This window comes from Paenibacillus harenae (genome assembly GCF_030812415.1).
Taxonomy (GTDB): domain Bacteria; phylum Bacillota; class Bacilli; order Paenibacillales; family Paenibacillaceae; genus Pristimantibacillus; species Pristimantibacillus harenae_A.
The window spans coordinates 239,348-265,411 of the sequence record NZ_JAUSST010000001.1; the positions used below are offsets into that span (position 1 = coordinate 239,348).

Genomic DNA, 26,064 nt, shown 5'->3' on the forward strand with positions numbered 1-26,064 from the left:
TTTGCCGCTTTTTACCACATAAAAAAGAAAGCCCCGTTCCGCAGCGGCTACGGAACGGGGCGATTGACCTGTTAATTGGTAATGATATAACCTACGAATTCGGTATCGAGAAGCTCAAAGTCGGGTACGAAGCCATCCGCTTGACCTTTCCATAACTGGATGCTAATGCGGCCATTGTATGCTTCCGTTTCCTGCGTCATCAACCGGATTGTGTACGCTTCTCCGTTGACTTGCAGCTGGCCTTGCATATAAGCTTTTCCGTTTGCCGTAACGATCCAGTCCGATTGAACGCCTAACTTAATGGATTTTGCTTTCATGGTCCAATGCTTTTGAAGTCCGTCCTTGAATTCTACATCAACATACAGCTTCTCATCTTTCCAGATTTGAACAGGCCAAATCCCGGATGGAATTTCTGCATACCCCTTCACTGTAAGCTGCCGGGCAGCTGGACCCGTCACGACCATTTGAGCGGACGAGCTGGCTGATATAAAATACGGATTGTATGAAAGCACCGCGCTCACTTCATATAATCCGGCAGGCAGCGCCGTCATGGTGGAAGCGAGACCTGCGGCGTCGGTTAGAGTCGAAGCTTCGTTCGGCGGAAGGACAACCGGTGTTTTGGATCCGTCTGGCTCAATTGCATATACCGAGAATGTAACCGGGAGTCCGCCGAGAGTCCCTTGGCTGCCGTCGGAAGGTTCCGTTACTTGCGCCGCAAGAGTGATAGGTTTACCTGTCGATCCGAGACGGTTGCCCTGATAAGCAATCGCAGAAGCTTCAGGCGACACCGTTAGCGACGACGATGAAGCCGATCCGCGAAGATAAAGGCTTTCGCTTTGCGCGTACTCGGCATCCACCGTGTAAGTTCCTGCGCCCTTTAGAACAGGATACATAAGCTTAGCCGTTCCCTGTTCATCGGTTACAGCCGTCCCCGCCGATTGACCGTTCACCAGAAAGGACACGGTTTCCGCTGCGATCGGGTTGCCTTCCCGGTCGGCTAATGTCGCTTCCAGCTGTACCGGATCACTATATACACCGTTCGCTTGCGCGGCAGCAAGGCTCGTAGAGGCGTAAATCGTAAAGGTTATCTGCTGTAAAGTTTGATTGGATGCGTTATCCTCCGCCTCTACCGTCAACACATAAACGCCTGGATGCGAAATAGCGGCACCGCTCGCCCAATCGACGCCGTTTAACTTGATCGAGGTAAACTTCACTCCGCTTTCCGAATCATTTACCGCTACTGCCGGTATCGCTTGATCCGTATATTCGCCGCCGTTCTCGACTCCCGTTACGGTAACGACAGGACCGGCTCCATCACTGGCCCCGGCTTCGACCAGCTTCGCATTGCCCCAGAGTCCGCGATCGAGGTTGTTCCGGTTTGTGCCGTTCCATTCGTATTGCCGCTTCCGAGTGATTCCGTCTTCACTTTCATTAAAGCCGAAATCAAATAAAAATTCCCGACCGCTCTCCGGCTGCAACCGCACCGCTTCCCACGGGATCGCGGCTTCAAGAATATAACCCTGACCGTCTGCCGCCGCTTTCCTGAACATCTGGATCGGGCGCTGACGTCCGGTGTTAAACCATAACCAGAAGTTTGGCTCCTCTCCCGCTCCCGGGCCCGCGCTAACAATGATCTGCCGGTCGTCGTACAGGAGCGGACCAATCATTTCAAGCTCGCTTGGACCAAAGAACAATTCCACGCCGTCACCCTTCCAGACGTTGCTGTTCGGGTTGTTGTTCATCATCGGCGTCGGTTCTTTGATATGGGCTGTCACATATAAATGCTGTTCATCCCAAGCAAAGGCATAATCTGCGGTAATGTCATCTCCGCCGCTGCCCCCGACTCGATTCTCGACCGTTAACGTCGCTTTTCCTTCAGAACCCGTCGAAAAGCCGTTCATTTCCCCGTCAAGCGGAATCGGCACAGCCGTATAAGGGATGTTGATCATTTGATCCTTCCCCGTGCCGCCGCCCGTCGGCTCGTCGCCGAAATCGTGGTTGAACGGTACTTTCTCGCCGAGCATGACATCGTAAATATCATGATGCGTCTGCATCACTCCGTCCAGAAAGATTTTGTAGGGCCGGTCCGCCACGTTAATTAGTCCGGTGTTGTAGCGTTCTCCGGTCAAGCCTTCAAACCAGCGTCCTGTAGCAGCCTGGTCAACGTAGTCGAACCAATGCGTGCCGACGATATATCCGAGAGATGCCGCTTGTTCGACATAATTGCGATAACGCCAAGCACGTTCTTGCTCATTCGCGGCAGCTCCCGCCACAATCGGATTGAGTCCTTGCTCCGCCGTGCCGTAGCTCCATTCGCTTAACATAATCGGCTTGCCGCCTGATTTCGTATAAATCTCATTCAGCATCGCCACATCAAGGTTTGGCGCGTAATGGTTAATGCTGATGACATCCATATATTTACCGGCCTCTTCTGCCAGGATCCCCCGAATTTTCGTGTTCATCATCGGCAAGGTCAGCCACCGGTCGCCGAGCAGCAGGTGGTTCGTATCGTATTTGGCAAAGAGGCGCTTGACCGTGCTGTAATAGGTGTCTAAATATAAATGGAAGAAGTCCTCGATATCCTTGCCGGCCGCCGCCGTATCGATATACAAAGCCGCTTCGTTTAAATCCGCAAAGCTTGTATAACCGGTCTCCCAGCTCGCATTAAAGGCAGCAATATCGACGTACCTTTCCTGAAGCATCTGGACCAATCGTTTCTTAATTCCCGTGTTGCTTGCCTTCAGTTTTGGAACCGCGGTGAAAAACTTTTCATAATGGTATTCGTTATCGACAAAGTACCCGATCAGCAAAGGATCGTCCTTTAGGGCAGGCAGCGATGCAGCAAAGGCTGCATCAATCTTGGCTTCCGCATCGTCGGCAAAGATGTCGAATATTTTGATTTCGCTTGGCTTGCTCATGCCGTTGAGAGGAAGCACGAGAGTATACGGCAAACCGTTCTGCGCTGACAAAGCTCCCGAGCCCCAAGCGCCGGCGCTGTTAAAGCCCCATTTTCTGATCCGCTCGACCGCCTCCGCGAAAAATGCCTCGCTCGTCGGAAACGATCCGTTTTTTTTGTACTTATTTGCCATGTAGAAAGAAAAAACGTCCTGCGAGCCTTGAAAGGCATTCTGATATTCGCTGTTATAGGGCGGTACCCATTCAAACTTCGTCTCTTGGCCCTTGAGCAAGGTGAAGGTCTCATTATTCGTAATCCCGTTCATGCCTAAGCTGAAATAAGCCGCACCGCCCGGCGATACGAGAATCGGCTTGCCGTTCGCCTGTTGGATATTGAAGAACCCCGTGGCTTCCAGGTTGAGTGCTTCCTTACTGCCTTTTAAACCGCCCAGCTCATCGAAATCGGATGGAGCTTGGAGACTGCCGTAATAGTCCTGATCCTTCGCAACGTCTGCCCGTAATTCCGCATCGCTAAGCACTTTTGTTGGAAAATCGGCTGTTTTGACCTGACCGTACCGGTCAATCAGAATATCCGCTTCCGCGTAGTACTTATAGGTCTTGACCGGACTTGTTACGAGTCCTTCCATGGAAGCATACGTATCCAACGTAGTAAACTCGGTAAGCGACAAAGGCTCCGTATACGGTCTATACTCGACATCGCCATTCCGTTTATAGAATACGGCAGCTCCCGGCGTTGCAGAACTCAAAGCAACGGTAAGCGGTTGATCGCCGATCAGACCGTTCGGCGGATCCGCGATCACCGAGCTCACATTCTGGTTAATGACCAGCTTGGATAACTGCGGTGTCCAAGCTTTCGCGTCTCCGATGAACTCAATCTTCAAATATCGCGTATCGGACGGAACCTGCGCGTCCTCGTAAACGACAAGCTGCCAGTTGGACACCGGCGCGCCGGAGCTGAATATCGACGGATTCACTTCGGTAAAGGCCGAGCCGTCGGCAGAAGCATAGAAGCGATGCCCGACCAGCGGCATGCCTGAGCCTATAAAGGAATAGCTGTAAGCCGTAAAGGTGTTGATCGGCATTTCGGTCTTGTAAAGCATATACCCGGTCGCTGTCGTATTTCGGACCATACGGCTGGCATCGTTGCCGAAATAGGACTGATCCGCTGTCTCGATCCGTATATTCGAGCGTTGGAGCACGTAAGAGAAGTTATTCATTTCATCGACAAACCCGTTTTCTTCGGCATTAGCTGTTGACCCCGTGAATAAGAGAGAAGCAAAAAGCGACCACAAGCAGATTAGGGTGACAAATTTGCGCAGTTTCATGATGAATGACCCCCTACAAGTTAAGATATGCTTATCCAATTCATTTTCAATTAGAATGGGACACAGCAGTTGCTTGCTTACTGCGTCCCTGCTCCAAGCCCTATTTTTGAGACTGCTGCTGCTCCATGACCTCGTAAATATCTTTTGCCAGGAATGCATTATCGCTGTCTTGTTCATACCACTCTTTGAACCAGTCCTCGATCGCTTTCCCGTTTCCTTTATCCCACATCTCCTTCGCTTCTTTCGTTGCCTGCTCTGCCGTATACCCTTTGCCGCCCAAAATTCCTTTGATGAACATATCGTCAATCGGCTTCACCATCGGCGCGGAAATCGCTTCAATATCCTTGGGAAGCTGCGGCATATGCTCGGGATGAGTAATTTCGACATACGGTTTACTTGGATCGGTGTAGATTTCCATCGCTTTTTTGTACATGTCGAAGCCTTCCTTCTGCACCGGGTCGCTCAGGTTGAACCCCATCTCGAGCTTGCCGCATTTCGTATCGAGAATCGTGCTGCTCATCATCTGGAAGTCGCCGTTCCATGCCACCTCTTCCTTGCGCTTATCCATGCTTACCGGCTCTGGACAGCCGTTCGTTCCGGGCTGCCAATGCTCGCCCTCAATCCCGTTTCTCAGCGTATTCGCGGTTTCGGGCTTTACCAAGAAGTCGATATATTTCATGACCGCATCCGGATTTTTCGTGCTGGCATTGACTACGGCTGTCGCTTGAACCGGGTTGGAAAAAGCGGGATTAAACTGGCCTGCCGGGCTTTTCGGATAAGGAATCGGCGTCACGACGGCATCCGGTACATTCTTTTTCAGTGAAGTCAGTTCATTCTGGGCAAAGCTGACCCAGTTGATCTGCAGCGGGTAAATGCCGACCTTCCCGTTAACGAAATCCTGCTTCGCTTTCGCGCCGTTTTTATCGTTCAGGAAATCTTTGTCGATAATGCCTTCGTCGAACAGCCGCTTCTTAAAGTCAGTCACAGCCGTGAAGTTATCCCAATTGCGGTTAACCGTGCCGTCTTTCACGACCCAGCGGGTCGCTTGAAAGATTTGGTCGACCACTTGGCCCGACTGCAGGCTGATCGCGATGCCGTACGTATCATTCTCCCCGTTTCCGTCAGGATCGTTCTCCGCGAATGCTTTGGCAACCTCGAAGAGCTCCTCTGTCGTTTGGGGAACCTGCAGATTCAGCTTTTTCAGCCAATCCTCGCGGATCAGCAGGGCATGGATCGGATAGACTTCGGCCAGCCGCGCGAACTCGTAAATTTTGCCGTCCGACTTCGTCCCGACCTTCTTGAGCGCCGGATACTCCTGAAGCATTTGCTTGTATGTCGTGCTTTGCTCTTCGATCAGTTCATCGAGCGGCATGAGCAGCCCTTGGTCGATCAGCGGGTTCTTAATATGAGGTGCGTATTCGAATATCAAATCGGGAGCGCTCGAGGAGGCAAACAGCACATTCAGCTTCTGCTGGGATTCAAATCGCGGAACCGCGATAAACTTTGCATTCGCCGGCCCCTGCTCGTTCAACCATTTGGTCCAGCGGTTTTCTTCTATCGTCCCTTCGGCAGCCGGAACGGAGCCCCTGTCATAGACGGTTACGGAAATATCTTTTTTGGCTTCTGGCGTGTTCGCTGGCGTCTCCTTCTCCGTATCCGTATCCGTCTCCGTCTCTCCCTCGGGTTCCGTCGGTACCGGCGTTTGGGAGCAGGCGGCAAGCAGCAAGCTGAATGCCAAGAGCAGCATCGCTACTCTTGCAAACCATGGATTAACCGTATTTCTCATCGTCATTCCCCTTTTTATCAGGATTGAATACATACGCCAATCAGTAAATCAGCTTATGTTCTCATTCGCAGCCCCCCAGCTCAAAGTATATTTTGCAAGCTTTACCCCTTTACCGAGCCCAGCAATGCGCCTTTCACAAAATATTTTTGAACGAAAGGGTAAACGATTACCATCGGCGCCATTAAGGTGATAATGCCGGCGGCTTTGATCCCTTCCGGAGTAATCTGAGAGGTGTCGTCGGCTTGCATCATTTGGGAGGCGACGACCTCCTGGAGCACGGATTGGCTCTGAATCATGTTTTGCACGAGAACCGTCAGGTTGTATAGATGCGTATCGTTGATATAGATCAGAACGGCCAGGAACGAGTTCCAGAATCCGACCGCGTTAAACAGCGTTAACGTAGCCAGAACGGGAAGAGATAGCGGAAGAATGATGGAGCCGAGCAGCCTCCACTCGCCGCAGCCGTCAATTCGGGCCGCATCCTCGATTTCTTCGGGGATCCCGATGAAGAACGTCCGCAGAATTAGGAGATTATACGTATTTACTAAGGCCGGGAGCCAGAGCGCCCAATAGGTGTTGATGATCCCCAGCGACTTCATAATCAGATAATTAGGGATCGTCCCCCCGCCGAACATCATCGTGAACAGGAAGGCCAGCATGAAAATACGTCTCCCGATAAAATATTTCCTGGCCAGCGGGTAAGCGGTTAGGATCGTGACGACCATCGCCAGCGTTGTTCCTACGACCGTAATCGTAATGCTGTTTTTGAGCGAATCTATAATCCGCGTTCCTTGAAACAGGGATTGGAAGGACTCCATCGTGAAGCCTACAGGCCGTAATGACACTCTCCCGGACATGATCGCATGCGCATCGCTCATCGATAAGGCGAGAATATGCACCAAAGGCAGCAGGCAGCTTAGTCCGAGCAAGAGCAGGACGATATAATTGACGCCGTAAAACAGCTTTTCTCCGAAGGTCGCTTTCATCCGTACTCCTCCTTACCATAAGCCTTGATTGAATTTACGGGCGATATAGTTCGCCAGCAAGATGAGAACGAGGCCGACGAGATTTTCAAATATGCCCATCGCCGCCGTCAGGCTGTATTGTCCTCGAAGAATCCCGATTTGATAAATATAGAGGCTGATGACATTCGCGATGTCGGAAACGACGGCGTTTTGCAAATTGTATATCTGGTCGAAGCCGACATCCATCACTTTGCCGACGGACAAGATTAATAACAGGATGATGGTCGTGCTGATGCCGGGAATCGTGATATGCCGTATTTGCTGCCATTTATTAGCGCCGTCAATGCTGCCCGCTTCGTATAAGTGAGGGTCGATTGCCGACAAGGCAGCTAAGTAGATGATCGCCGCAAAGCCCATTTCCTTCCATACGCCCGATCCCAAATAAATGAACAGCCATGAGACTTTTTCATACATGAAAGGATAGGGCTCCGCGAGAATGCCTTCCAGCCAGCGGTTGATCGTTCCCGACTCTAGGGCGAACAGCGACAGGACGATTCCTCCGACGATAACCCAGGATAGGAAATGCGGTAAATAAACAAGTGTCTGCACGACGCGTTTAAACCACATTTTGCGAACCTCGTTTAGCATAATGGCCAAAATAATCGGCATCGGAAAACCGACAACAAGACCAAGGATACTGATCAAGAACGAATTGCGGATAATTTGGAGAGACTGCGCCTGATTGAACAGCTGAACGAAATTGTCCATCCCGACCCAGGGGCTTCCGAATATGCCGTCCCGCAGATTAAAGTCCTTGAAGGCAATAATAATGCCGCCCATCGGCGCATACTTGAAAATGATATAAAACAGCAGTCCCGGCAAAAACATAATCATGAGCGGAATGTTTTGCTTCATCAATCGGACCGTGCTTGCTTTCAGACGATGGTTCGTCCGGGCCTGGGGCCCCGTATCCTTCAGGCTTGATCGAACAGCCACCTTCATCACCTCATCTGCTTGTAACCCTTTATGAGTTAATATTAACGGCATTTTGTAAGCGCTGCCTTGAATTACAGGATTAAAACCTGTAATTTTTTGAACTGCCCGCTGCGGGACGCAGACGACTGCCGACGTCCTCTAGCAGGAACAAAATCACCGCATAATTTCCTAAACAACAACAATGCCGCTTCAAGGGCACCCTCGAAACGGCACAAGCGAAAACGGCTGTTGCACGCCCGGACCGTTAGCTGCATGTTCATGGAGTTCGGATCTGGGCCGTTCATTTGAATTTAAAGAAAAACTAGCTCTTAAACTTCTTGCGGAAGTCGCTTGGCGACATCTTGTGAAGCAGGCGGAACACGTTCGTAAAATAATTCGGGTCATCGTAGCCGACGGAGGCTGCGACGGAGGACACCTTCATATCCGTATTCATCAGCAGCAGCACGGCCTTTTGCATGCGAATATTGGTTAAATAAGCGCTGTAATTGTCGCCGGTCACCTTCTTGAACAATTTACTGTAATACGTCTGGCTGACTTTAAACATCTCGGCCATTTCCGTTAATGTGCAGGATTCCATGTAATGCTTGTCAAGGTAATCGAGAGAACGGTTAATGATGCTCTCGTTGTTGCGAAGCCTCCATCCTTCGAATCCCGCAACGAATTTCCCCGCTTCGACCCGGGCCCACTCTGCTGCGTCATGCTCCGATTGCAAGCTCTGCAGCAGCTCGATCTGCTCGGCAAAGCCCGGTGTCTCAGCGTTCTGCCCCAGCTGTTGCTTCGCTAAGCTATTCAATGCAAAGGCTAGAGCCAGTGCCTCCATCTTGGCATCCTCGGGCGGAAGCTCGCCTATTCTAGAAACAAGCTTGCTTATTTGGTCATCCAGCTTATCCGGCTGCCCGAGAAGTATGCTTCCTGTAAGCTGCATTTGAAGCTCCTTCACGCGATGCCTGCTGGCTGTCCCGCCGGACAAAAATGCAGGTTCCGAACCTTTGCGTTTCGTGGCCGAGGGTTCTTTCAAAATGAACGATTCATACAGTGAAGGCGGATCGTTCAAGCTTGTTACCGGAGGGGTCAAGCTTACCGTTAGAACGATGCCGAGATAGGCTTGCACCGCATCCTTCATGAAACGGCCGAGCGTATTCGCCTTCTTGCCATCCTCTACAATGAAACAAAACCGGTCGAATTCGAGGGCAATGAACTGTCCGGATAGTTGATGCCGCTGCATCAGCTCCGTCAATATATTGAACAAGGCGAATTGCAGCAGACCCAAATCGCTCGGCCCATAATGCTTATTCACGGGAAAATAATCCTTCACTGCGATTAACACCAGCCTTTTCCCGATCACCCAAGGCCTCATCCGATGCTCCTCCCCCCGAGTACCGGGAAGCCGGAGAAGCAGCGCCCGCAGCAGCGCCTCCTCTTTCATGCGAAGATCCGCTTCCCGCTCCTCCCTTTGACGCAAATCGGACTCCAGACGCTCATGGGCTTTATGCAGTACCTCCATCAGCGTTCGGTCATTGCAGGGCTTCAGCAGAAAATCGATGACACCGAAGCGGATGGCCATCTGCGCATATTTAAAGTCATCATATCCGGTCAAAATGATAACGCTTGTTCCCGCATGCCTGTTATAAATGTGCTCCGCCAGCTCAATGCCTTCCATTCCCGGCATTCGAATATCCGTCAGCACCAGGTTCGGCCGTAACGCTTCAATCAGCTCAAGCGCCTCATGTCCGTTCTCAGCCTCTCCAACCACCGTCCAGCCTAAGGAATGATCCTCAATCATCTTGCGGAGCCCTTTTCTGAATAACGCTTGATCCTCTACAAGCAGCAGTTTTCCGTTCATTGCGATTCATCACCTCTCAGGGGCAAATATAAATGCACCGTTGTTCCTTGATCGGGGCTGCTTGCAATCTCCAACCGATATGGAAGCCCGTATACCAAATTAATGCGGCGCAAGACGCTTTGTACGCCAAGAGAATCCCGTTCCCCTGTAAAGTCGGGAGCGCAAATTCCTTCTACCTGCTCCTTGCTCATGCCGCAGCCGTTATCCTCAATTTCGATTTTCAAAAACTCGTCGATCCGGTAAGCCCGAATCTCCAGCACCTTGGATGAAGTCAGCTCCTTGAAGGCATGGACGAACGCATTCTCCACTAGCGGTTGAAGCAGCAGACGTTGAATTTCACAGTCGTATACATCCTCATCCGCGCGAATGCGGGCATCGAAACTATTTTCCAGAAAGGCCGCTTGTATACGCAAATAGTTTTCAACCTGCTCCAGTTCCTCGCGAAGCGTTGTTCTTTTTTTAACCCGTTCCAAGGAATACTTGAGCAGCTTCGACAATGAAAACACCAGATTGGCGGAATCCGGATCGTTCTGTAAGTACAGCTTCCAATAGAGTCCGTTCAAGGTGTTATACAGAAAATGAGGGTTTAACTGCGCCTGCAGCGCCTTCAGCTCCGCTTCCCTTTCGCTGATCTGGCTCACGTATACCTTTTGAATCATGTCTTGGACGCTGGATGCCATGGCGTTAAAGCTTTCTCCCAAAAAACCAAGCTCATCGTTTGTGCGGGACCGGATCCGAATTTCGAATTTCCCTTCCCTCATCATGTGCATCGCCCGTACCAGTTCCTTAAGAGGCGACAGCAAACGGCCGCTCAATAAAACAATGAGCAGGCTGCTTAAGCCAATACTGAGGAGCCCTAGCCATAAGCTGGTATTTAAAATCAATTGGCTTTCCCGAAAAATATGCGACAGCGAAACCCGGCTGATCAACGTAAACAATATTTCTTTCGAATAGACGGATGCATAAAAATAGGTAGTATCTCCCTGATCTTTAATCTTGCTGCTATTCGCGCCGGTTAAAAACCGCTCGAGTCCCTTGGAATCCTCCTCGGGCCCATCGGTATATAGGAGCTTGGCCTGCTGATCGTATAGATAGACGCGTCCATCGTCACCGCTTCCGATTTCCCGGAACGAACGGGTCAAGAACTGTTCATCTATGACCATGACGAGCATTCCGTAGTTCCCGCCTTGGCCGGCCTTCATCCAGCGCGACGCGATAATGACGTCCCGGTATCCGCTTTTCTCTATTTGACTGGGGATAGATCTCCGCATCCATACCAAATCCCCTTTGGAAGAAGCCAAGGCGCCGTACACATCATTAAAGGCGGTTTGGCTGAGCGGCTCGACCGTTTCTTTCATAAGACTGTAATAATAGTTCGTACCGGTTAAATCGTATAAATAAAGCGAGAGCAGCTGCGGAGCATCAAACTTGACCTGCCGGAGCTGTTCCGCGATTTGCTCCTGCTCAAAGTGGCGATCCGCGAACGACAGCTCCTCACTGAGGGCGGACAGTCTCGTAATCCTTTTCTCAATCGTCGGATTAAACACAATGTAGTTCGAAATACGGTACATCTCCTGAATTCGAAGCTCCAGCTGCATCATGGCCTGCTCGCTGGCCTTAATGTACTGTCCCGTTACTTCCTTCTCAAACAACCGAAGGTGGGTTTGATAGGAGATGAGTCCGGTCAAGTTTACCGTAAAGAAAATGATGGCTGAAATCCCGATCAGCAGCTTGCTTTTGAAACTAACCTTCTTCCGCCAGCTGATCCACATGAAGGCAGTCCCCTTTTCTAACAAGTCCAATCATATTCTTATATTCATGAATCCATTTTCGTATCACAACGATCAGCAGAATAAACAAACGCTTATTCCCGTTGCCCGCCAATCCTTTTGGCAGCAATAGTCCTATTCCGGAAGAAAGACTAAATCATAAGGATGGAGATACCGCATGTATATCGATTCGATTTCTACGAATCGTTTTACGGATTTTCGCCAGTGACAAAAAAAGGGCAGAGACCGTAAAGTCCCTGCCCTTCTTTCAATGCCGTGCCCGTGCCGTTCGAATGCGCAATATCATATTTATAAATTCAAAAATGATAGGTCATTAGATTTTCATCGAGGTATTTTCCATCATATTTCATCGCGTTCTTTTCTACCCCATACGACCTAAATCCGCACGATTCATAAAGACTTTTTGCTGCTGCATTATTCGTAATTACACCGAGATTTACTTGGGACAGACCATCTAGCTTAGAGGCTCGAAGCAAGGTTTCTTCCAACAATTTACGCCCTATCCCCTGTCCTCTAAACTCCTGTGCAACATAGGTGCCCCATATGGTTCCTTTATGATTTAATTTCTTTTTATGTTCTCTAACAAAACCGATCCATACCGACAATAACATCTTCATGAAATGCACCTAAAATAAAATGATCTTCTGTAACTTGAATCCGAGTCCTTACTGAATCCAGAGTCAGATTGGCAGAATCCTCATAATTTGCTGAAAAAGCTTCCGGGTTGTTTTTTAGGGCGTTCAACCGTAAATCCCAATATGATACCGCATCATTAGGGGTAATTGCTCTTATCGCAACCATTTCTGTCCCTCCAACTTCCTGTTTCCATAATTGCCTCCGCCATATAGGCATTGCCTTAAGATGACGTATGGAATATCTAATTCTCTCTCCATGACGGATACGATACGGTTGATTTTTGAAACCGGGAAATTTCGAACACAGGGTCGTCGATTACGCCTTTAGGGTCGATAACGATAGACTCCCCGTCATGACCGAGCAGTAGGGGAAAGTTACTGCAAAAATCCATTATAGCTGCTAGTTGGGCCTTCAAGAGGCGTTCTATCCTGCAGAAATCCAACATAGCATTCTTATCAGCTAACTAACGACTGTACTCCTCATGCTTCTGGATAGGTTTCTTTAAGAAAGTCTACAGATTGTTTGATCAACGCTTTCAGCACTTCAACATCGATATCTGCAACTTTATTAACGTACACGCACGCTTTTCCCGCCGTATGTTTTCCCAATTGGCTTAGTAAATCCTCTCGTCTATCGTGTCCCGTTGCGAAATACAAGCTGATTTTCGCTTTTCGGGGAGAAAAACCCGTGAGCGGCGCATCACCTTCGTGGCCCGATTCATATTTATAATGATAGGTCCCGAATCCAATGATGCTTGGCCCCCACATCTTCGCTTCATAACCAGTCGTTTCCTCAAAAATATCGAGCAAGCGGTAAGCATCTTCACGTTTCTTCGCGTTTTCTACATTTTCAATAAACTCGATGACGCTGCTGTCGGTTTCTTTCGTTTTTTGTTCGTACATCTACCATTCACCCCTTAGAATTGTGCGGTTACAATCATTATCTAATTGTTCGAAACAGATGTCCATACGATAGCATCGTCTTATGCCTTCTTCCAAGTTTATGCGTAAGCACAAAAAAAGGCGGCGAATGATCGCCGCCTTCCTTACTATTTAGCTTAACCTTTCACTGCGCCGTCCATCAAGCCGCCGATCAGTTGTTTCTGGAATAAGAGGACAATGATCAACAGCGGGATGATGCTGATGACCGAGCCCGCCATAATAAGCTCGTATGGCGTTCTCGCGCCGGACTCCAGCGTCCGGATGGCAAGTGAAATCGTTTGTTCGCCAGGCGAACGCAGGACGATTAGCGGCCATAGGAAATTGTTCCATTGGTTGACGAACGTGATGATGCCAAGACTGGCGAGCGCCGGTCTAAGGTTAGGCAGCACGATCGAGGTGAAAATCCTAAACTCCGAGCAGCCGTCGATACGGGAAGCTTCTAGCATTTCCGTATGAATGCCTGCACTGTATTGACGCATGAAGAAGATACCGAACGCGCTGGCCACATTGGCTACGATAACGCCCCACGGATTGTCGATTAAACCGAAAGCGCGATAGATTTCGAACATCGGTATAATCGTCGTCTCCGACGGGACCATCATGGAAGCAAGCACGATGCCGAACAAAATGCTTTGAAACTTGAACGTATATTTCGCAAACGCATATCCGGCCAGCGTACAGAAAAACAAAGCTAGCGCGGTATGCAGGATAGCGATAAAGAAGCTGTTGTAGAGAACCGTATCGAACGCCCGCTCTGTGAACAGCTGCGTGAAGTTGTCCCATTGCGGATCGGTCGGAATCCACATCGGCGGATTCAGGAAGACGTCCCTCCGCTCCTTGAGCGAGGAACTGATCATCCATAGCAAAGGGAACAAAGAAGCGAACGTCAAGACGATCAGAAATAAGTAAGCAAGCCCTTTGTTGAACAAATCGCGAGGTTTCGGCGATTTCTTGGGCGATGTTGTCGCAGTTATCGTTGCGGAAGACAAGGGAATCCCCTCCAGAAGTCTTAATCGTTATCTCTCGTTACGCGCATTTGAATGAACGTGAAAATCATCATCAGGAAGAAGAACATAATCGCGATCGCGGACGCGTATCCGAAGTTCAAGTTCGTGAAGCTTTCTTGATAAATGAGCAGTACTGGCGTCGTCGTCGAATTAAGCGGTCCGCCCTTGGTCAATACGAGAGGTTCCGTGAATAAGCCGAACGAACCGAGCGTGGATAAAATAACGCAAAATACGAGAATCTTCTTAAGCAGCGGCAGCGTGATCCGAATCAATACTTGGAATGGAGTTGCGCCGTCGACGTAAGCCGATTCATAAATATCCTTCGGTATGTTTTGCAAACCCGCCAAGATGAGAATCATGTTATACCCCAGCCAGCGGTAGAACACCATTGCGGCAACCGATACCCGTGCCCAAAAAGGCGAATCCAACCACAGGATCGACGCGTCGATAAGCCCCAATTGTTTCAAAATAACGTTGATGAGGCCATTGTCGCCGTTAAGCATAATCGAAAACACGAAAGCGACGGCAACGACCGCCATAATGTTCGGGGTGAACAGCGACATCCGGAAGAATCCCTTCCCCTTCACCCCATTCGAATTAAGCAGCACAGCAACGAGCGTTGCCAGCAGCAGCAAAAGCGGAACGTACATAACCATAATGATTAGTCCATTGCCGATCGAGAGCCAGAACACCTCATCGTGCAGGACGCGCGAGAAGTTGTCCAAGCCGACGTAGGTTTTGGTCTTCCCTCCGTTCCACTCCACCAAGCTTAGGTAGAAGGAGTACAGAAACGGATAAAACAGGAACACTGAAAACAGGATAAAAAATGGCGATATAAACAAGTAAGGCGCGGATTTCTGCTGCCATCTCCACCATTTGGAAGCCATTATTGCCTCATCCTCCATAAATCAAGGGCCCGGCGAGGGCCCTTGCGTTTGATTTGCTATTTACGGCTTGTGCGGGAGCGGAGCTCGTCCGCCGTCTTCTTGAGCGTATCGGCAACCGATGCGTTGTTCAGAAATATTTCCGCAAAAGCATTTTTCGTCAATTGATTCGCAACGGGGAAGTCAACCGTATACGATTGCGGCGCGATTTGCTCGAGCGCTTGCGTATACACTTTTCTTACCGGCTGACCCCCAAAGTATTCGACCGGCTCTGAGAACACAGCGTCCTCGTAAGTCGTCGTCAGCGATGGCAAGGAACCCGCGTCCTTCATCATTTTCACTTGCGACTCTTCATTGCCGAGCATGAACTCGATGAACTTCCAAGCTTCCTCCGGATGCTTCGAGTTCGCGTTGATCGCAAGGTTCGAGCCGCCGTCGTTCGCGCTTGCGTAAGGGTCCTCAACCGACCATTTCGGCATCGGAGCAACGCCCCATTTGCCGGCGCTATCCGGATCGATCATATTTTCAAGCAAGCCTTCGTACCAAGCGGCGCCTACGATCGTCGCCACTTTGCCGTCCGCGAACGCGTTCAGCCAGCTTTCCGAGAAGGCTTCGGCGTCGTTCACGATACCGTCTTTCACCATGCTTGCGTAGAATTCAGCCGTTTCGACGACTTTAGGGTCATCCAAAGATACGTTGCCGTCTTTGTCAAAGTACCAAAGGCCGCGCTGCCACATCATCGTTTCGAAGAAACGGTTGTTCGAACGCGTCTTCGAGTCCTGGAACATCGAGTTGCCCGTTTTCTCTTTGATGATGTTGCCGACTTCCTTGTAATCCTCGAACGTCTTGATGCGATCGGCAACCGCTTCAGGGTCCGATGGCAATCCGGCTGCTTCGAAAATGTCTTTGCGGTAGTACATAACGACGGGACCGCTGTCCCAAGGCATTGCATACACTTTACCGTCTTTTGTCGCGTCTTCCCATTTGAACGGAACGATCTTGTCTTTGTACGGCGCCACTTTGTCGCTCAGGTCGTACAAGGAATCGATGTTGACCATTTGGGCCAGGTTGCTTGATTCAACCGCGATAATATCAGGCACTTTGTCTCCAGTGTTCGCCGCGATCAAGTATTTTTGATAAAGGTCCGTTTGACCCATCAATTGATATTCGATTTCGATGTTCGGATTTTCCGCTTTGAAAGCATCCATGTTGAGATCAAGCCCGATTTGCGCCGAATCCCAAATCCATACAACCAGCTTAACCTTCTCATCTTTGCTTTCCCCGCTTCCGCCGTTGTTGTTACTGCTGCCGGAGGAGCAAGCGCTCAGCAGCAAAATAACGGCCATCAGCAGAAATAAGGACGATTTCCATCTCTGTTTCATACTTCTGTATACCCTCCTTTTAATGTGTGCATGATCAGCATATCGGTTGAAAGCCGGGCGCAAAACGGAAATCGGTTAGGCCATCGTCGTTAATTTGTTCGGAGGATGCCGCAAGGTAGCTATTTGTTGGATTTTGTCGCCCTTTTGTTCTCGCGGAACTCGGATGGCGTCATGCCGGTGTAACCTTTGAACCATTTGCTGAAATGTTTATTGTCCTCCATGCCAACCTTCTCGCCGATCAGATTGATGCGCCAATCCGTCTGCACGAGCAGTTCGGACGCTTTGCTCAAACGTCTGCGGTGAAGAAATTCCAGGAAACTGACGCCCAGCTCCTTCTTGAACAATGTACTGAAGTGGCTGCGGCTAAGGCCGATGCTCTCCGCCAGCTGCGAAGAGACGATAGGCTCGTCCAGATGCTCGTCGATATAGATAACCGCCTTCATGATCGGTGCGGATACGGCGTCCGTTCGATACTCGTATTGTCGCTCCAGCTCGGCCGTCTTCATCATCCGGCTAATCTCTTCCATGAAATCGGAGCTTGACATCAGCCTATCCGTTTTCTTCCAAATAACGGCTTTGTTCGCATTCGAGCAATCGAGCAGCAGCGGCGTAAGCCGTTCCGCATCGCTCGAGGGTGCAATGATAACAAACGGCGCCCCTTCCGCATGGAGATGAAAAATGGGCGTAATGTCGCAGGCATGATCCGTACCGCCATACTCTTCAAGCTTCTGAAGCAGCAGTTGCTGCGATTCCTCGTGCAAGCCGAACAGTCCGAACAAAATAACGCCTTCAGCAGATAACCGATCGAGATGCTGCCCAATGGTTTGGTTCAGCTGCTCGCTGTTCCGGCCTTCGGTATACCAGGTTCGGTACATCGCGTTCGTATCGTCCACGCTTGGCGTGCTTGTCCGATTCCATTCTTCGGTGATCTTCATTAAATATCGATCCACGGTCTCCGAATCCATCGCCGTTTTCAACAAATAACCGGATGCGCCAAGTTCCATCCCTTGCTGAGCGTAGGCGAAATCCGAATGGCAGCTAAGAAACAATATTTTCGCTTCGGGATTGGCTGCTTTGATCTTCGCGGCTAGCTGTATGCCATCCATCCGGGGCATAACGATGTCGGTAATGACGAGATCGGGACGAAGCTGCTCGTATAGCTCCCATGCCATCTCCCCGTTCGGCGCATTGCCGACAACCTCCATGTTCCATCGTTCCCAATCCACCGTATGCATAAGACCGACGCGAACGAGCCGCTCGTCGTCGGCGATAATGACCTTTCTAATCTTCGTCACGGCGTTTCTCCCCTTCCTGGTATGGCCATCTGATCTCGATGATCGTTCCGCGTTCGGCGTTCGGCAAGATTCGAATGCCATATTGCTCGCCGAAATGCAGCTTAATCTTCTGGTCGACATTATACATGCCGAGTCCTCCTCGACCTTTGCGCGGAGGCGAAGGCTTGATCACATCGCTTGGCGACTCAATGCCCTTGCCGTCGTCATATACGCTCAGCACGATCTGGTGGCGGTCGCGGTACGCCTCAAGCGCTATCGATCCCGTACCGTCGTCGAAGGCATGGTAAAAAATATTTTCGTACAACGGCTGCAGCGTCATTCGCGGAATCCAAGCCCTCTCCAGACCCGGCTCGATGTCCTCGGAATACGTGAACGAATCGCCGTAGCGGTAATACTGGATTTTGATATAATGACCGATCGTCTCCAGCTCCTCCTCGAGAGGAACGAGTTCATGGCTAATATCCAGATTCTCGGATAACAAGGCGGCGAGATGATAAATCATGCGGTCAATATCGCTCCGTCCCGCCATTCTTGCCCGCCACTGAATCGCATTGAGTGTATTGATGATGAGATGCGGATTGATCTGATAATGAAGCGCCCTTAGCTCGGCTTCATTCTTAAGCTTCTCCGTCCGCGTAATATTCGCGATCAAGGTTCGAATTTGCTCGGTCATGAAGTTGAAGCGCGCCCCAAGCCTGGACAGCTCGTCCTTGCCCTTCACATCGACCGCGGCATCGAGCTTCCCTCGGCTGAACTCCAGCATCGACCTATGGAGCGAAACGATCCGCCCGGTGAAATTGCCCGACAATACCCTAGCCATAATGAGGGCAGCGATCAAGGAGAGAAGTCCGATTAAATAGCCGTAATTGCGAATAACGCCGGACGATTTGTTAATCTCGCTTTGCGGCAGTCTTGCCGTAATCGTCCAATTATTCAATTCGAGCGTTTCCGAGAACACATAATCGTTATCGGAGAATGGCGGCTTCTCTTGCGACTCGTAAACCAGCTGCCCTCTCCAATCGCGGATTTCCAAATACGACTTCGTATCCACCTCGAACGACCGGAATAAACTTGTCATCGCCTTCGCGTTCACGTCGACGAGTATCCGGCTGCCCACGGGAACGGCGGCTTGCAGTTGAAGCGGGACAACTAAGCTAATTAGCGGTTCGTATGGTTTCGGAGAGCTGTAATAGCTTCCTGAATGAAACCCGGTCCATTGCCAATCCTGCCGGCTTTGGGTATTAAGCCACCAATCGGCAGCGAGCAACGAGGCCGAATTCACGTTGCGGCTGCCTATGATTTCGCCTTCTGGCGTAATGACGAATAACCCTTCCACGATCGGCGAGACGTGAAAGGACAGGAAATCAATGAAGCTGTTCAGCTCCAAATATTCATGATAGGATTTCGGTTTCGTATTAATCTTCTTGCCCGGGGCGAGCAAGTAGCCTTGTATATCTCTCGACAACGCGTCCATTTCCTTCAAGTGCATATCGGTAACGGTTACGAGCTGCTTCATTGCGTATCGATTGTAATCCTGAAGCTGAACGTTTACGATATTGGCCGACTTCGAGTACGAAAGAATGCTATGGGCGAGGAGCGGAATAAGCGTACACATAAATATGAGCAGCGTCATCTTGCGCTGAATGCTGGAGCTCATCAACAAAGTGGTTCACCGATGCCTTTCATGCTGGCTTGTTTCGATTATCATTCTAATTATATCGGACAAATCGACAACGGTAGGGTTCATTTGTATGATCCGTGTTGTAAATATGTTTGATTTATTGTATCAATCGAGCGGATACAAAAAAAGAGCGGCCTGATTGGCCGCTCTCTTCGTTTCCGATTAATTCACTTCGACAATCTGCCATTTCTGATTGGCTCCGCCCCAGTAGTCGTATTGTATGACGGCCGAATTATTGGCAGTCCCGCTGGCATCTAACGATTTGCCGCTATTGCGGTTAATGATCCGGTACGAGTTGTTTCCGACATACGTGAACGTCCACTGCTGGTTGTTCCCGCCCGAGTAGGTATACTGAATGACGCTGCCGTTATTGGCCGTCGAAGAATTGGCTACATCGGCCACCTTGCCGCTGTTTACATTAACAATCTTGAAGTAATTGCCTACGGCTTGTATGTTCCACTTCTGGTTGTTGCCGCCCCAATCGTTATAGATTTGGATAGCTGCATTATTAGCGGTCGATTGGCCGGCTACATCAAGCACCCTGCCGCTGCTAACGTTGACGATCTTGTATCTTTTGGCGGGATCGAAGATGCCTCCGCCGCTGTTCCCCGCAATGACACCCGTTGCCGTGTCGATATCGATGCTCGGATACCAGTCCATCTGCAGCGTCGTGTTCGTCGGGAAAGAAAGCGGAAGCCATACGTACTGGGAATTGTTGACCGGCTCCCCCCAAGCGCCGGCCCAGCGGTCGCTCATAAAGAGATAGGAAGTCGCTTGGCTGCCGACCACCGGAATGACATAGGTCGACTGCGAGCTGTACGTGACGGAATCGCCGAAGTTGACCGGATTGGACCATGTCCCTTCAATACTGGAAGCTGTAGCGTATTTGGCTTGGTTCGGATTCCAGCCCGTAGCTCCGGAAGTAATCATGAAATAAGTCGAGCCTCGTTTGAAAATGGCAGGCGCTTCCCGGTATGACCCGACCCAGAGCGTATGGACGAGGGATTCTACGCCAAGGAAATCCGGAGTCAGCCTGAAAATATTCATATCCGCGTTAACGCGGGTAGATGATAGCAGATAGGCTGTGCCGTTGTCGTTGTAAACGGTCATGTCTCTCGAATCTTTGTCCAAAGGACGGAAGCTGCCGTGATACGAATAAGGTCCTTCGATCGATGAGGATGAAGCAACGGCAACCCTCGCCTCCCCGTAATCTACCCCATTCTCCTTGTGCATCCACATAACGAACTTGCCGGTCGAGCTGTTGTAGAGCAGCTTAGGCCGCTCGATATTAGCCGTAGCAAGCTCTCCGCCCATGCTTTTGCTCAGCAAGTGGGCTCTGAATTCCCAATTTTTCAAATCGGTAGAGCGGTATAGGGATACTAAATTTGTTCCATCGCGATTTTCACCCAGCCAATAATAATAATTTCCATGCTTAAGCATGCCGCCGCCATGCGCGTGTACGACATTACCGCTTGTGTCTGTAAACTGGACGCCGCTCGTCACGTTCACGTTTGCCGCTTCTGCGGTCGAAGGAAACTGCGACAACCCTAGAGAACCTGCAAGCAGCACCAGAAGCAACAGGCATAGTAACATTTTTTTGCGCGATTTCAACCGTTCAAGTAACATTAATCAAATCTCCCTTCACGATTTAGTTAAGCGCTTACAAAAATGATTATACGTCTGCCATTCATTTCCTGAAATAATACAATTGGAACTTTAGTGAAAAATTCGATCATTTCGAACAAAAGAAAAGAAATAACAAAAGCCGCGCAGTGCGCGGCTCCATTTTTCCTAAACGCGTTTGTGAAAAAGCATCTCTTCGGGCTTATTTGTTGTTTTTCTTCGATTCTGCCACTTCGGAATCCTTGTTATTGCCGGGATTGCCTTTCTGCTGCGTCGACTTGTTCGCCATATCGTTAATTCTCCTTTCCTTACGTATTCAAGTTGTCATTATTCCCGCAGCGGGAACCGAATATGTAAAGGTTTGACACCATGTCTCTTGAGGCATATTAAGAAAAAGAGATACTTGGAGGTCTTCCCTTGCTTATACGCAACATTGATACTTATCCGCTGTATTATTCCATCGCACAGCCCTATGGAGATGCCAACGGCATCAAGTCGTACCGAACGGCTTTTTATATTCGAATCACAACCGACTCGGGGATAGATGGCTGGGGCGAATGCATCGATTGGCTGCCGACGCTGCAGAAAGGTTTTGACGAAAGAATCATTCCTTTCTTAATCGGCAAAAAGGCGACAGAGCGAACGCGGCTGGTTCAGACCGTTGCCAAGTGGCATTCGCGCGCCGCATCGGCGGTAAGCATGGCATTAACGGAAATTTTCGCGAAGAGCTGCGGCATATCGATCTGCGACCTGTGGGGAGGAAAGCTGCGGGACACCGTTCTCGTCTATGCGTCCTTTCAATCCTATTCCGAACATTCGGATTGGCGCAAGCAATCCTTGCATGCGATTGAAGAAGCCGTTCAAACGGGATTCGAACATATCAAACTGAAAATCGGAGGTAAGACGGTAAAGGAAGATCAGAAGCATATACGAGAAGCGCAATCGCTGCTGCAAGGCGAAGTGAAAATCGCATTGGACGCCAACGGGAGCTATGATCTTTCGACCGCTTGCCGCTGGAATCCCGAGTTCGAGCAGTTTTCCAACATCATGTGGCTTGAAGAGCCTCTGCCTATTCAAGAGACTTTCAATTACGGTTTACTGCGTCAGAGATTGGCGTTGCCGATAGCCGGGGGCGAGGATATGAAGCTTGCCTCGGATTTCCTCCCGCTCCTTACGCATCAGTCGTTAGATATTGTCACGCCCGATATGTTGCACCTGACGGGAATGGATGAATATTGGGCTGTTTTGAGTATGGCCAATTGCTATGGCGTACGAACATCTCCTCATGCATATGACGGTGCGCTGACAAGGTTGTACGCCATGTTTGCCCAAGCATGCCTCGTCCCATGGAGCAAGATGAAGCCGGAACAGGTTGATCCTGTCGAATGGGATGTCATGGACAATCCATTTACGGAATTAATTCCTCTTCGACCTTCGCAAGGGGAAGTTGCCATTCCCGATGGGACGGGCATAGGAGTAGATTTGGATATGGAGAAATTGCATTATTATAAATGGGATGGCAGCAGCTACGAGTGAATCCGCGAGTAGAGACACGCAGGTAAGGAAGATGCGGTCAAGATATACTTCCTTCCTCCCATTCAATCAAGCGATATAAATACCGGATGCCTTTCATTCGGTTGCGGTTAATCTTGTTCAGGAACCGCAAGGAATCCTTCGCGATGCGTCTAGCCTGCTCGATGTTATTGTGATCGAGCTCGTGAATGACCTGCTTGATCGTATCCAGCGACCAAACGGCCGTCCGCAACGTGCCGATGATGAGAATTTGCCTGATTTGCGTCGGGCTGAATATCCGGTATCCATTCTCGTCATTGCGCGCCACGGTGATGAGGCCCATTTTCTCCCAATGCCGAATCGCCGAGGCCGGCACCGACGTTGCTTTCGATACTTCGCCGATCGACATCCACTTTCTTCTTCCCCATCGATCGAGGTTATCGAGCTCTTTGGCATCGAGCGCCTCGATCGTTTTCTCGGCCATTAATTTATCGCTCTGAAGCGACGCCTGAGCCAAGTTCACAATCCACAGCGCTTCATCGACATGATTGCTTAGCAACAGCTTCAATACTTCTACGGTTGTCGTCATGCCGAAGCCCTCGTTCATCGTACGAATGCATTCGAAGTAGGCAAAGTGCAGCTCCGTATAATTCCGATAACCATTGGCTCCCCGCTCCACGGGCGGCAGCACGCCCCATGATTCATAGTGTCTAAGCGCGCTCGTGCTGATGTTCAGTTTTTTGGCAATATCGATCGGTCTCATTTTTCGAAGCCCCCTAAAGCGTAACCTTCAATTGCGACAATAAACTTTTCGCATCAATTATCACTGCCACTGACTTTTCGTGAGTATAACCTTATCATTTGCTTGAATGTTATAAGATTAAGGTATCAAACAATCGAAGGAGGAGCAAGGTTCATTATATAACCAATCTAGTTTGATGGAGGTACTAATTTGAACGATAGGATTGAAATTAGGGGCGCCCGGGAAAATAATCTCAAAAACGTTACGCTAAACATTCCAAAGTATAAGCTGGTCGTGCTTACCGGTCCTTCGGGCTCAGGGAAATCGACGCTTGCCATGGATACGCTGCAGCGGGAGTGCCAGCGCCAATACATGGAATCGATGGGGATGACCTCTGAATCGCTGGCCAAACCGAAGGTCGACGCGATCATCGGCCTCTCCCCTTCGATTAGCGTCGGACAGCATGTGACGAACCGCAACCCGAGATCGACAGTCGGCACCGTGACGGATATTTATACGTATTTGCGCGTTATCTATGAAAAGCTGGGCGAGCGCGCCTGTGCGCATTGCGGGACGAGATTCGTGCCAAGTCCTTCAACCGAATCGGAAGTTTCGTCGCATGACGGCGACGAAGAAGCAACAAGCCATGCAGCGGTCCGCTGTCCGCATTGCCATGGCGAGATGGAACGATGGACGCGCAGACATTTCTCCTACAACACGCCGGACGGCGCCTGCGAGACATGCGGCGGACTCGGCCATACGGTAAGCTTGGACCTGGACGCCGTATTCGATCAGGAGAAGAGCGTTCTCGGCGGCGGTGTGACGATCTGGTTCGAGATGCTGGCCAACTACCATACCTCCGTTCTGAAGGCAGCGGCCGAGCATTATGGTTTGCCTCCCTTCGATAATGAGCAGGCGATTAAAGCATATAGCGAAGCCCAGAGAGACCTGTTGTATTACGGGGTCGAAAGCGAAGCGTTCATCCGGCACTTCCCGGATGTCAAGCCGCCGAAGACGGTGAACGGCGGCAAGTTCGAAGGCGTCGTAACGGGAATATGGCGTCGATACAAGGAGAAAGGCGGCGAATCGGGCGAAGCAGCCCTATTCCGAGAACAGCTCTGCGAAGCCTGTCATGGCGCCAAGCTCAAGAAGGAGATCCGCGACGTAACGGTCGGCGGATCTTCCATCTCGGATATCGCTGGCTGGGCGCTGCAAGATACGGTATCTTGGCTGGATAAGCTGATGGATGGCCTTGGACCGGACGATCGGGAACAGATCGAATCGATGCTGCATGATTTAACCGTCCGGACGAAACGGATCGTTAACGTCGGTCTCGGCTACCTGACCCTTAACCGCCAGTCGGTAACGTTGTCAGGCGGAGAAGCGCAGCGGCTTAGGCTCGCCTCCATTCTCGGTTCGGGCTTGACCGGCGTACTGTACATTTTGGACGAGCCGACGGCCGGATTGCATCCGAAGGATACGGCTGGCTTAATTCAAGTGCTTGGGCAGCTTAGAGATCTGGGCAATACGGTGCTTGTAATCGAGCATGATGTCGAGATGATGAAAGCAGCCGACCATGTGATCGATATGGGACCGGGAGCCGGAAGCTTCGGCGGCAGCGTCGTTGGCGAAGGAACGCTGGAACAGCTTTTGAATAACGAGCATTCGGTGACCGGCGCGTTCTTGCGCGAATCGGAAGCCAGGAAGACACCGCCGACAAGACGAAGCGGGAATGGGCAATGGCTGTCTGTCCGCGATGCTTATGAGCGGAATCTGAAGCATATCGACGTTTCGTTCCCGTTAGGCTGTCTTGTTGCCGTTACGGGGGTATCCGGCTCCGGCAAATCAACGTTGCTGTTCGATCTCTTAGCCGCGGGTGGCAGCGACGATCTGAAGCGGAGCGGCTGCGCCAGCATTACCGGCTTCGATGTCATCGGCAATATCGTAACCGTCGACCAATCGCCGCTCGGCAGAATGAGCCGCTCCAATGTCGCGACGTATACCGATGTCTTTACCGCGATGCGCAACCTGTATGCCGCTTTGCCGGAAGCGAAGCAAGCCGGACTGACGTCCAAGCACTTCTCGTTCAACACGCCGGGCGGCCGCTGCGAGCATTGCCAAGGTCTCGGCCTCGTCCCGATGGATATGTTCTTCCTTCCGGGCTTGGAGGTTCGCTGTCCCGTATGCCGAGGCAAGCGGTTCAAGGAAGAGGTGCTGCGAGTTGCCTACAGAGGAATGTCGATATCGGACCTGCTCGACCTTACCGTTCAAGAGAGCCTGCAGCTGCTAGAGGGCCAAGCAAAAATGGATGCGCCTATCTCCCTCTTGAACGAGGTTGGTCTTGGTTATTTGCATTGGGGTCAATCCATCGTGACGTTGTCCGGCGGCGAAGGCCAGCGAATTCGCCTGGCGAAGGAATTGAGCGGCAAATCGAAGCAGCATACGTTGTATTTGCTGGACGAGCCTTCAACCGGACTCCATCCGCGCGATACGAAGCAGCTGCTCCTGCTGCTCAATAAACTGGTCGACGCCGGCAATACCGTCATCGTTGTCGAGCATAACCTCGACGTTATCCGCGAATGCGACTGGATCGTCGATATCGGTCCCGAAGGCGGACATGAAGGCGGCGAAGTCGTTGCCGAAGGCACGCCGGAAGCGGTCGCCAAGGTCGACGCCTCCCACACCGGGCGTTATTTACGGGAAGCGCTGCGGTAATCAATCAAATATAAAAGAGACCTTT

General features: G+C 50.6%; 18 protein-coding genes. 2 read left to right on the top strand and 16 right to left on the bottom strand.

What is annotated here, in order from left to right:
* Positions 1-71: 71 nt before the first annotated feature.
* The 15 genes from J2T14_RS01070 to J2T14_RS01140 all read right to left on the bottom strand — a co-directional run bounded on the left by J2T14_RS01070 (position 72) and on the right by J2T14_RS01140 (position 21,073).
* Positions 72-4,241: a sugar-binding protein gene (locus J2T14_RS01070; RefSeq protein ID WP_307466931.1), complete on the bottom strand. Its 4,170-nt coding sequence runs from the start codon at positions 4,239-4,241 to the stop codon at positions 72-74.
* 100 nt (positions 4,242-4,341) lie between these two features.
* Positions 4,342-6,027, bottom strand: coding sequence for an extracellular solute-binding protein (locus tag J2T14_RS01075; protein WP_307466934.1), 1,686 nt, complete (start codon positions 6,025-6,027; stop codon positions 4,342-4,344).
* A gap of 101 nt (positions 6,028-6,128) precedes the next feature.
* The gene (locus tag J2T14_RS01080; RefSeq protein WP_307466938.1) at positions 6,129-7,013 is read right to left on the bottom strand and encodes a carbohydrate ABC transporter permease; all 885 of its coding nucleotides are present in this window, start codon (positions 7,011-7,013) and stop codon (positions 6,129-6,131) included.
* Between the two features lie 12 nt (positions 7,014-7,025).
* The gene (locus J2T14_RS01085; protein WP_373458088.1) at positions 7,026-7,994 is read right to left on the bottom strand and encodes an ABC transporter permease; all 969 of its coding nucleotides are present in this window, start codon (positions 7,992-7,994) and stop codon (positions 7,026-7,028) included.
* A gap of 295 nt (positions 7,995-8,289) precedes the next feature.
* On the bottom strand, positions 8,290-9,831 hold the full coding sequence (locus tag J2T14_RS01090) for a response regulator transcription factor (RefSeq protein WP_307466941.1): 1,542 nt from the start codon (positions 9,829-9,831) through the stop codon (positions 8,290-8,292).
* Positions 9,828-11,603, bottom strand: coding sequence for a sensor histidine kinase (locus J2T14_RS01095; RefSeq protein WP_307466943.1), 1,776 nt, complete (start codon positions 11,601-11,603; stop codon positions 9,828-9,830). Before J2T14_RS01095 ends, J2T14_RS01090 begins: the two co-directional genes overlap by 4 nt.
* A 314-nt stretch (positions 11,604-11,917) precedes the next feature.
* Positions 11,918-12,238, bottom strand: a complete 321-nt coding sequence (locus J2T14_RS01100; protein ID WP_307466945.1) for a GNAT family N-acetyltransferase — start codon at positions 12,236-12,238, stop codon at positions 11,918-11,920.
* A complete protein-coding gene (locus J2T14_RS01105) occupies positions 12,201-12,422 on the bottom strand; it encodes a histone acetyltransferase (protein ID WP_307466946.1) in 222 nt (73 codons plus the stop codon). The genes J2T14_RS01100 and J2T14_RS01105 overlap by 38 nt, the downstream gene beginning before the upstream one ends.
* 314 nt (positions 12,423-12,736) lie before the next feature.
* The gene (locus J2T14_RS01110) at positions 12,737-13,159 is read right to left on the bottom strand and encodes a DUF1801 domain-containing protein (RefSeq protein WP_307466951.1); all 423 of its coding nucleotides are present in this window, start codon (positions 13,157-13,159) and stop codon (positions 12,737-12,739) included.
* 155 nt (positions 13,160-13,314) lie between these two features.
* Complete coding sequence (locus tag J2T14_RS01115; protein WP_307466954.1) at positions 13,315-14,187, bottom strand: carbohydrate ABC transporter permease; 873 nt, start codon at positions 14,185-14,187, stop codon at positions 13,315-13,317.
* 20 nt (positions 14,188-14,207) lie between these two features.
* Positions 14,208-15,092: a carbohydrate ABC transporter permease gene (locus J2T14_RS01120; RefSeq protein WP_307466957.1), complete on the bottom strand. Its 885-nt coding sequence runs from the start codon at positions 15,090-15,092 to the stop codon at positions 14,208-14,210.
* Between the two features lie 56 nt (positions 15,093-15,148).
* Positions 15,149-16,471: an ABC transporter substrate-binding protein gene (locus tag J2T14_RS01125; RefSeq protein WP_307466961.1), complete on the bottom strand. Its 1,323-nt coding sequence runs from the start codon at positions 16,469-16,471 to the stop codon at positions 15,149-15,151.
* Between the two features lie 119 nt (positions 16,472-16,590).
* A complete protein-coding gene (locus J2T14_RS01130) occupies positions 16,591-17,766 on the bottom strand; it encodes a response regulator (RefSeq protein ID WP_307466966.1) in 1,176 nt (391 codons plus the stop codon).
* A complete protein-coding gene (locus tag J2T14_RS01135; RefSeq protein WP_307466969.1) occupies positions 17,753-19,423 on the bottom strand; it encodes a sensor histidine kinase in 1,671 nt (556 codons plus the stop codon). The genes J2T14_RS01130 and J2T14_RS01135 overlap by 14 nt, the downstream gene beginning before the upstream one ends.
* A gap of 186 nt (positions 19,424-19,609) precedes the next feature.
* Positions 19,610-21,073, bottom strand: coding sequence for an RICIN domain-containing protein (locus J2T14_RS01140; RefSeq protein WP_307466972.1), 1,464 nt, complete (start codon positions 21,071-21,073; stop codon positions 19,610-19,612).
* Between the two features lie 414 nt (positions 21,074-21,487).
* Here J2T14_RS01140 and J2T14_RS01145 point away from each other — a divergent pair, with 414 nt between their 5' ends.
* Entirely contained in the window at positions 21,488-22,606 is a 1,119-nt protein-coding gene (locus tag J2T14_RS01145; RefSeq protein ID WP_307466976.1) for a mandelate racemase/muconate lactonizing enzyme family protein, read from the top strand.
* A gap of 37 nt (positions 22,607-22,643) precedes the next feature.
* Here the strand turns inward: J2T14_RS01145 and J2T14_RS01150 are convergent, their stop codons facing one another.
* Complete coding sequence (locus J2T14_RS01150) at positions 22,644-23,345, bottom strand: MerR family DNA-binding transcriptional regulator (RefSeq protein WP_307466978.1); 702 nt, start codon at positions 23,343-23,345, stop codon at positions 22,644-22,646.
* Positions 23,346-23,534: 189 nt separating this feature from the next.
* Here J2T14_RS01150 and uvrA point away from each other — a divergent pair, with 189 nt between their 5' ends.
* Positions 23,535-26,039 carry an excinuclease ABC subunit UvrA gene (gene uvrA / locus J2T14_RS01155; protein WP_307466981.1) on the top strand — a complete coding sequence of 835 codons (2,505 nt, stop codon included), beginning with the start codon at positions 23,535-23,537 and terminating at the stop codon, positions 26,037-26,039.
* Positions 26,040-26,064 lie beyond the last annotated feature (25 nt).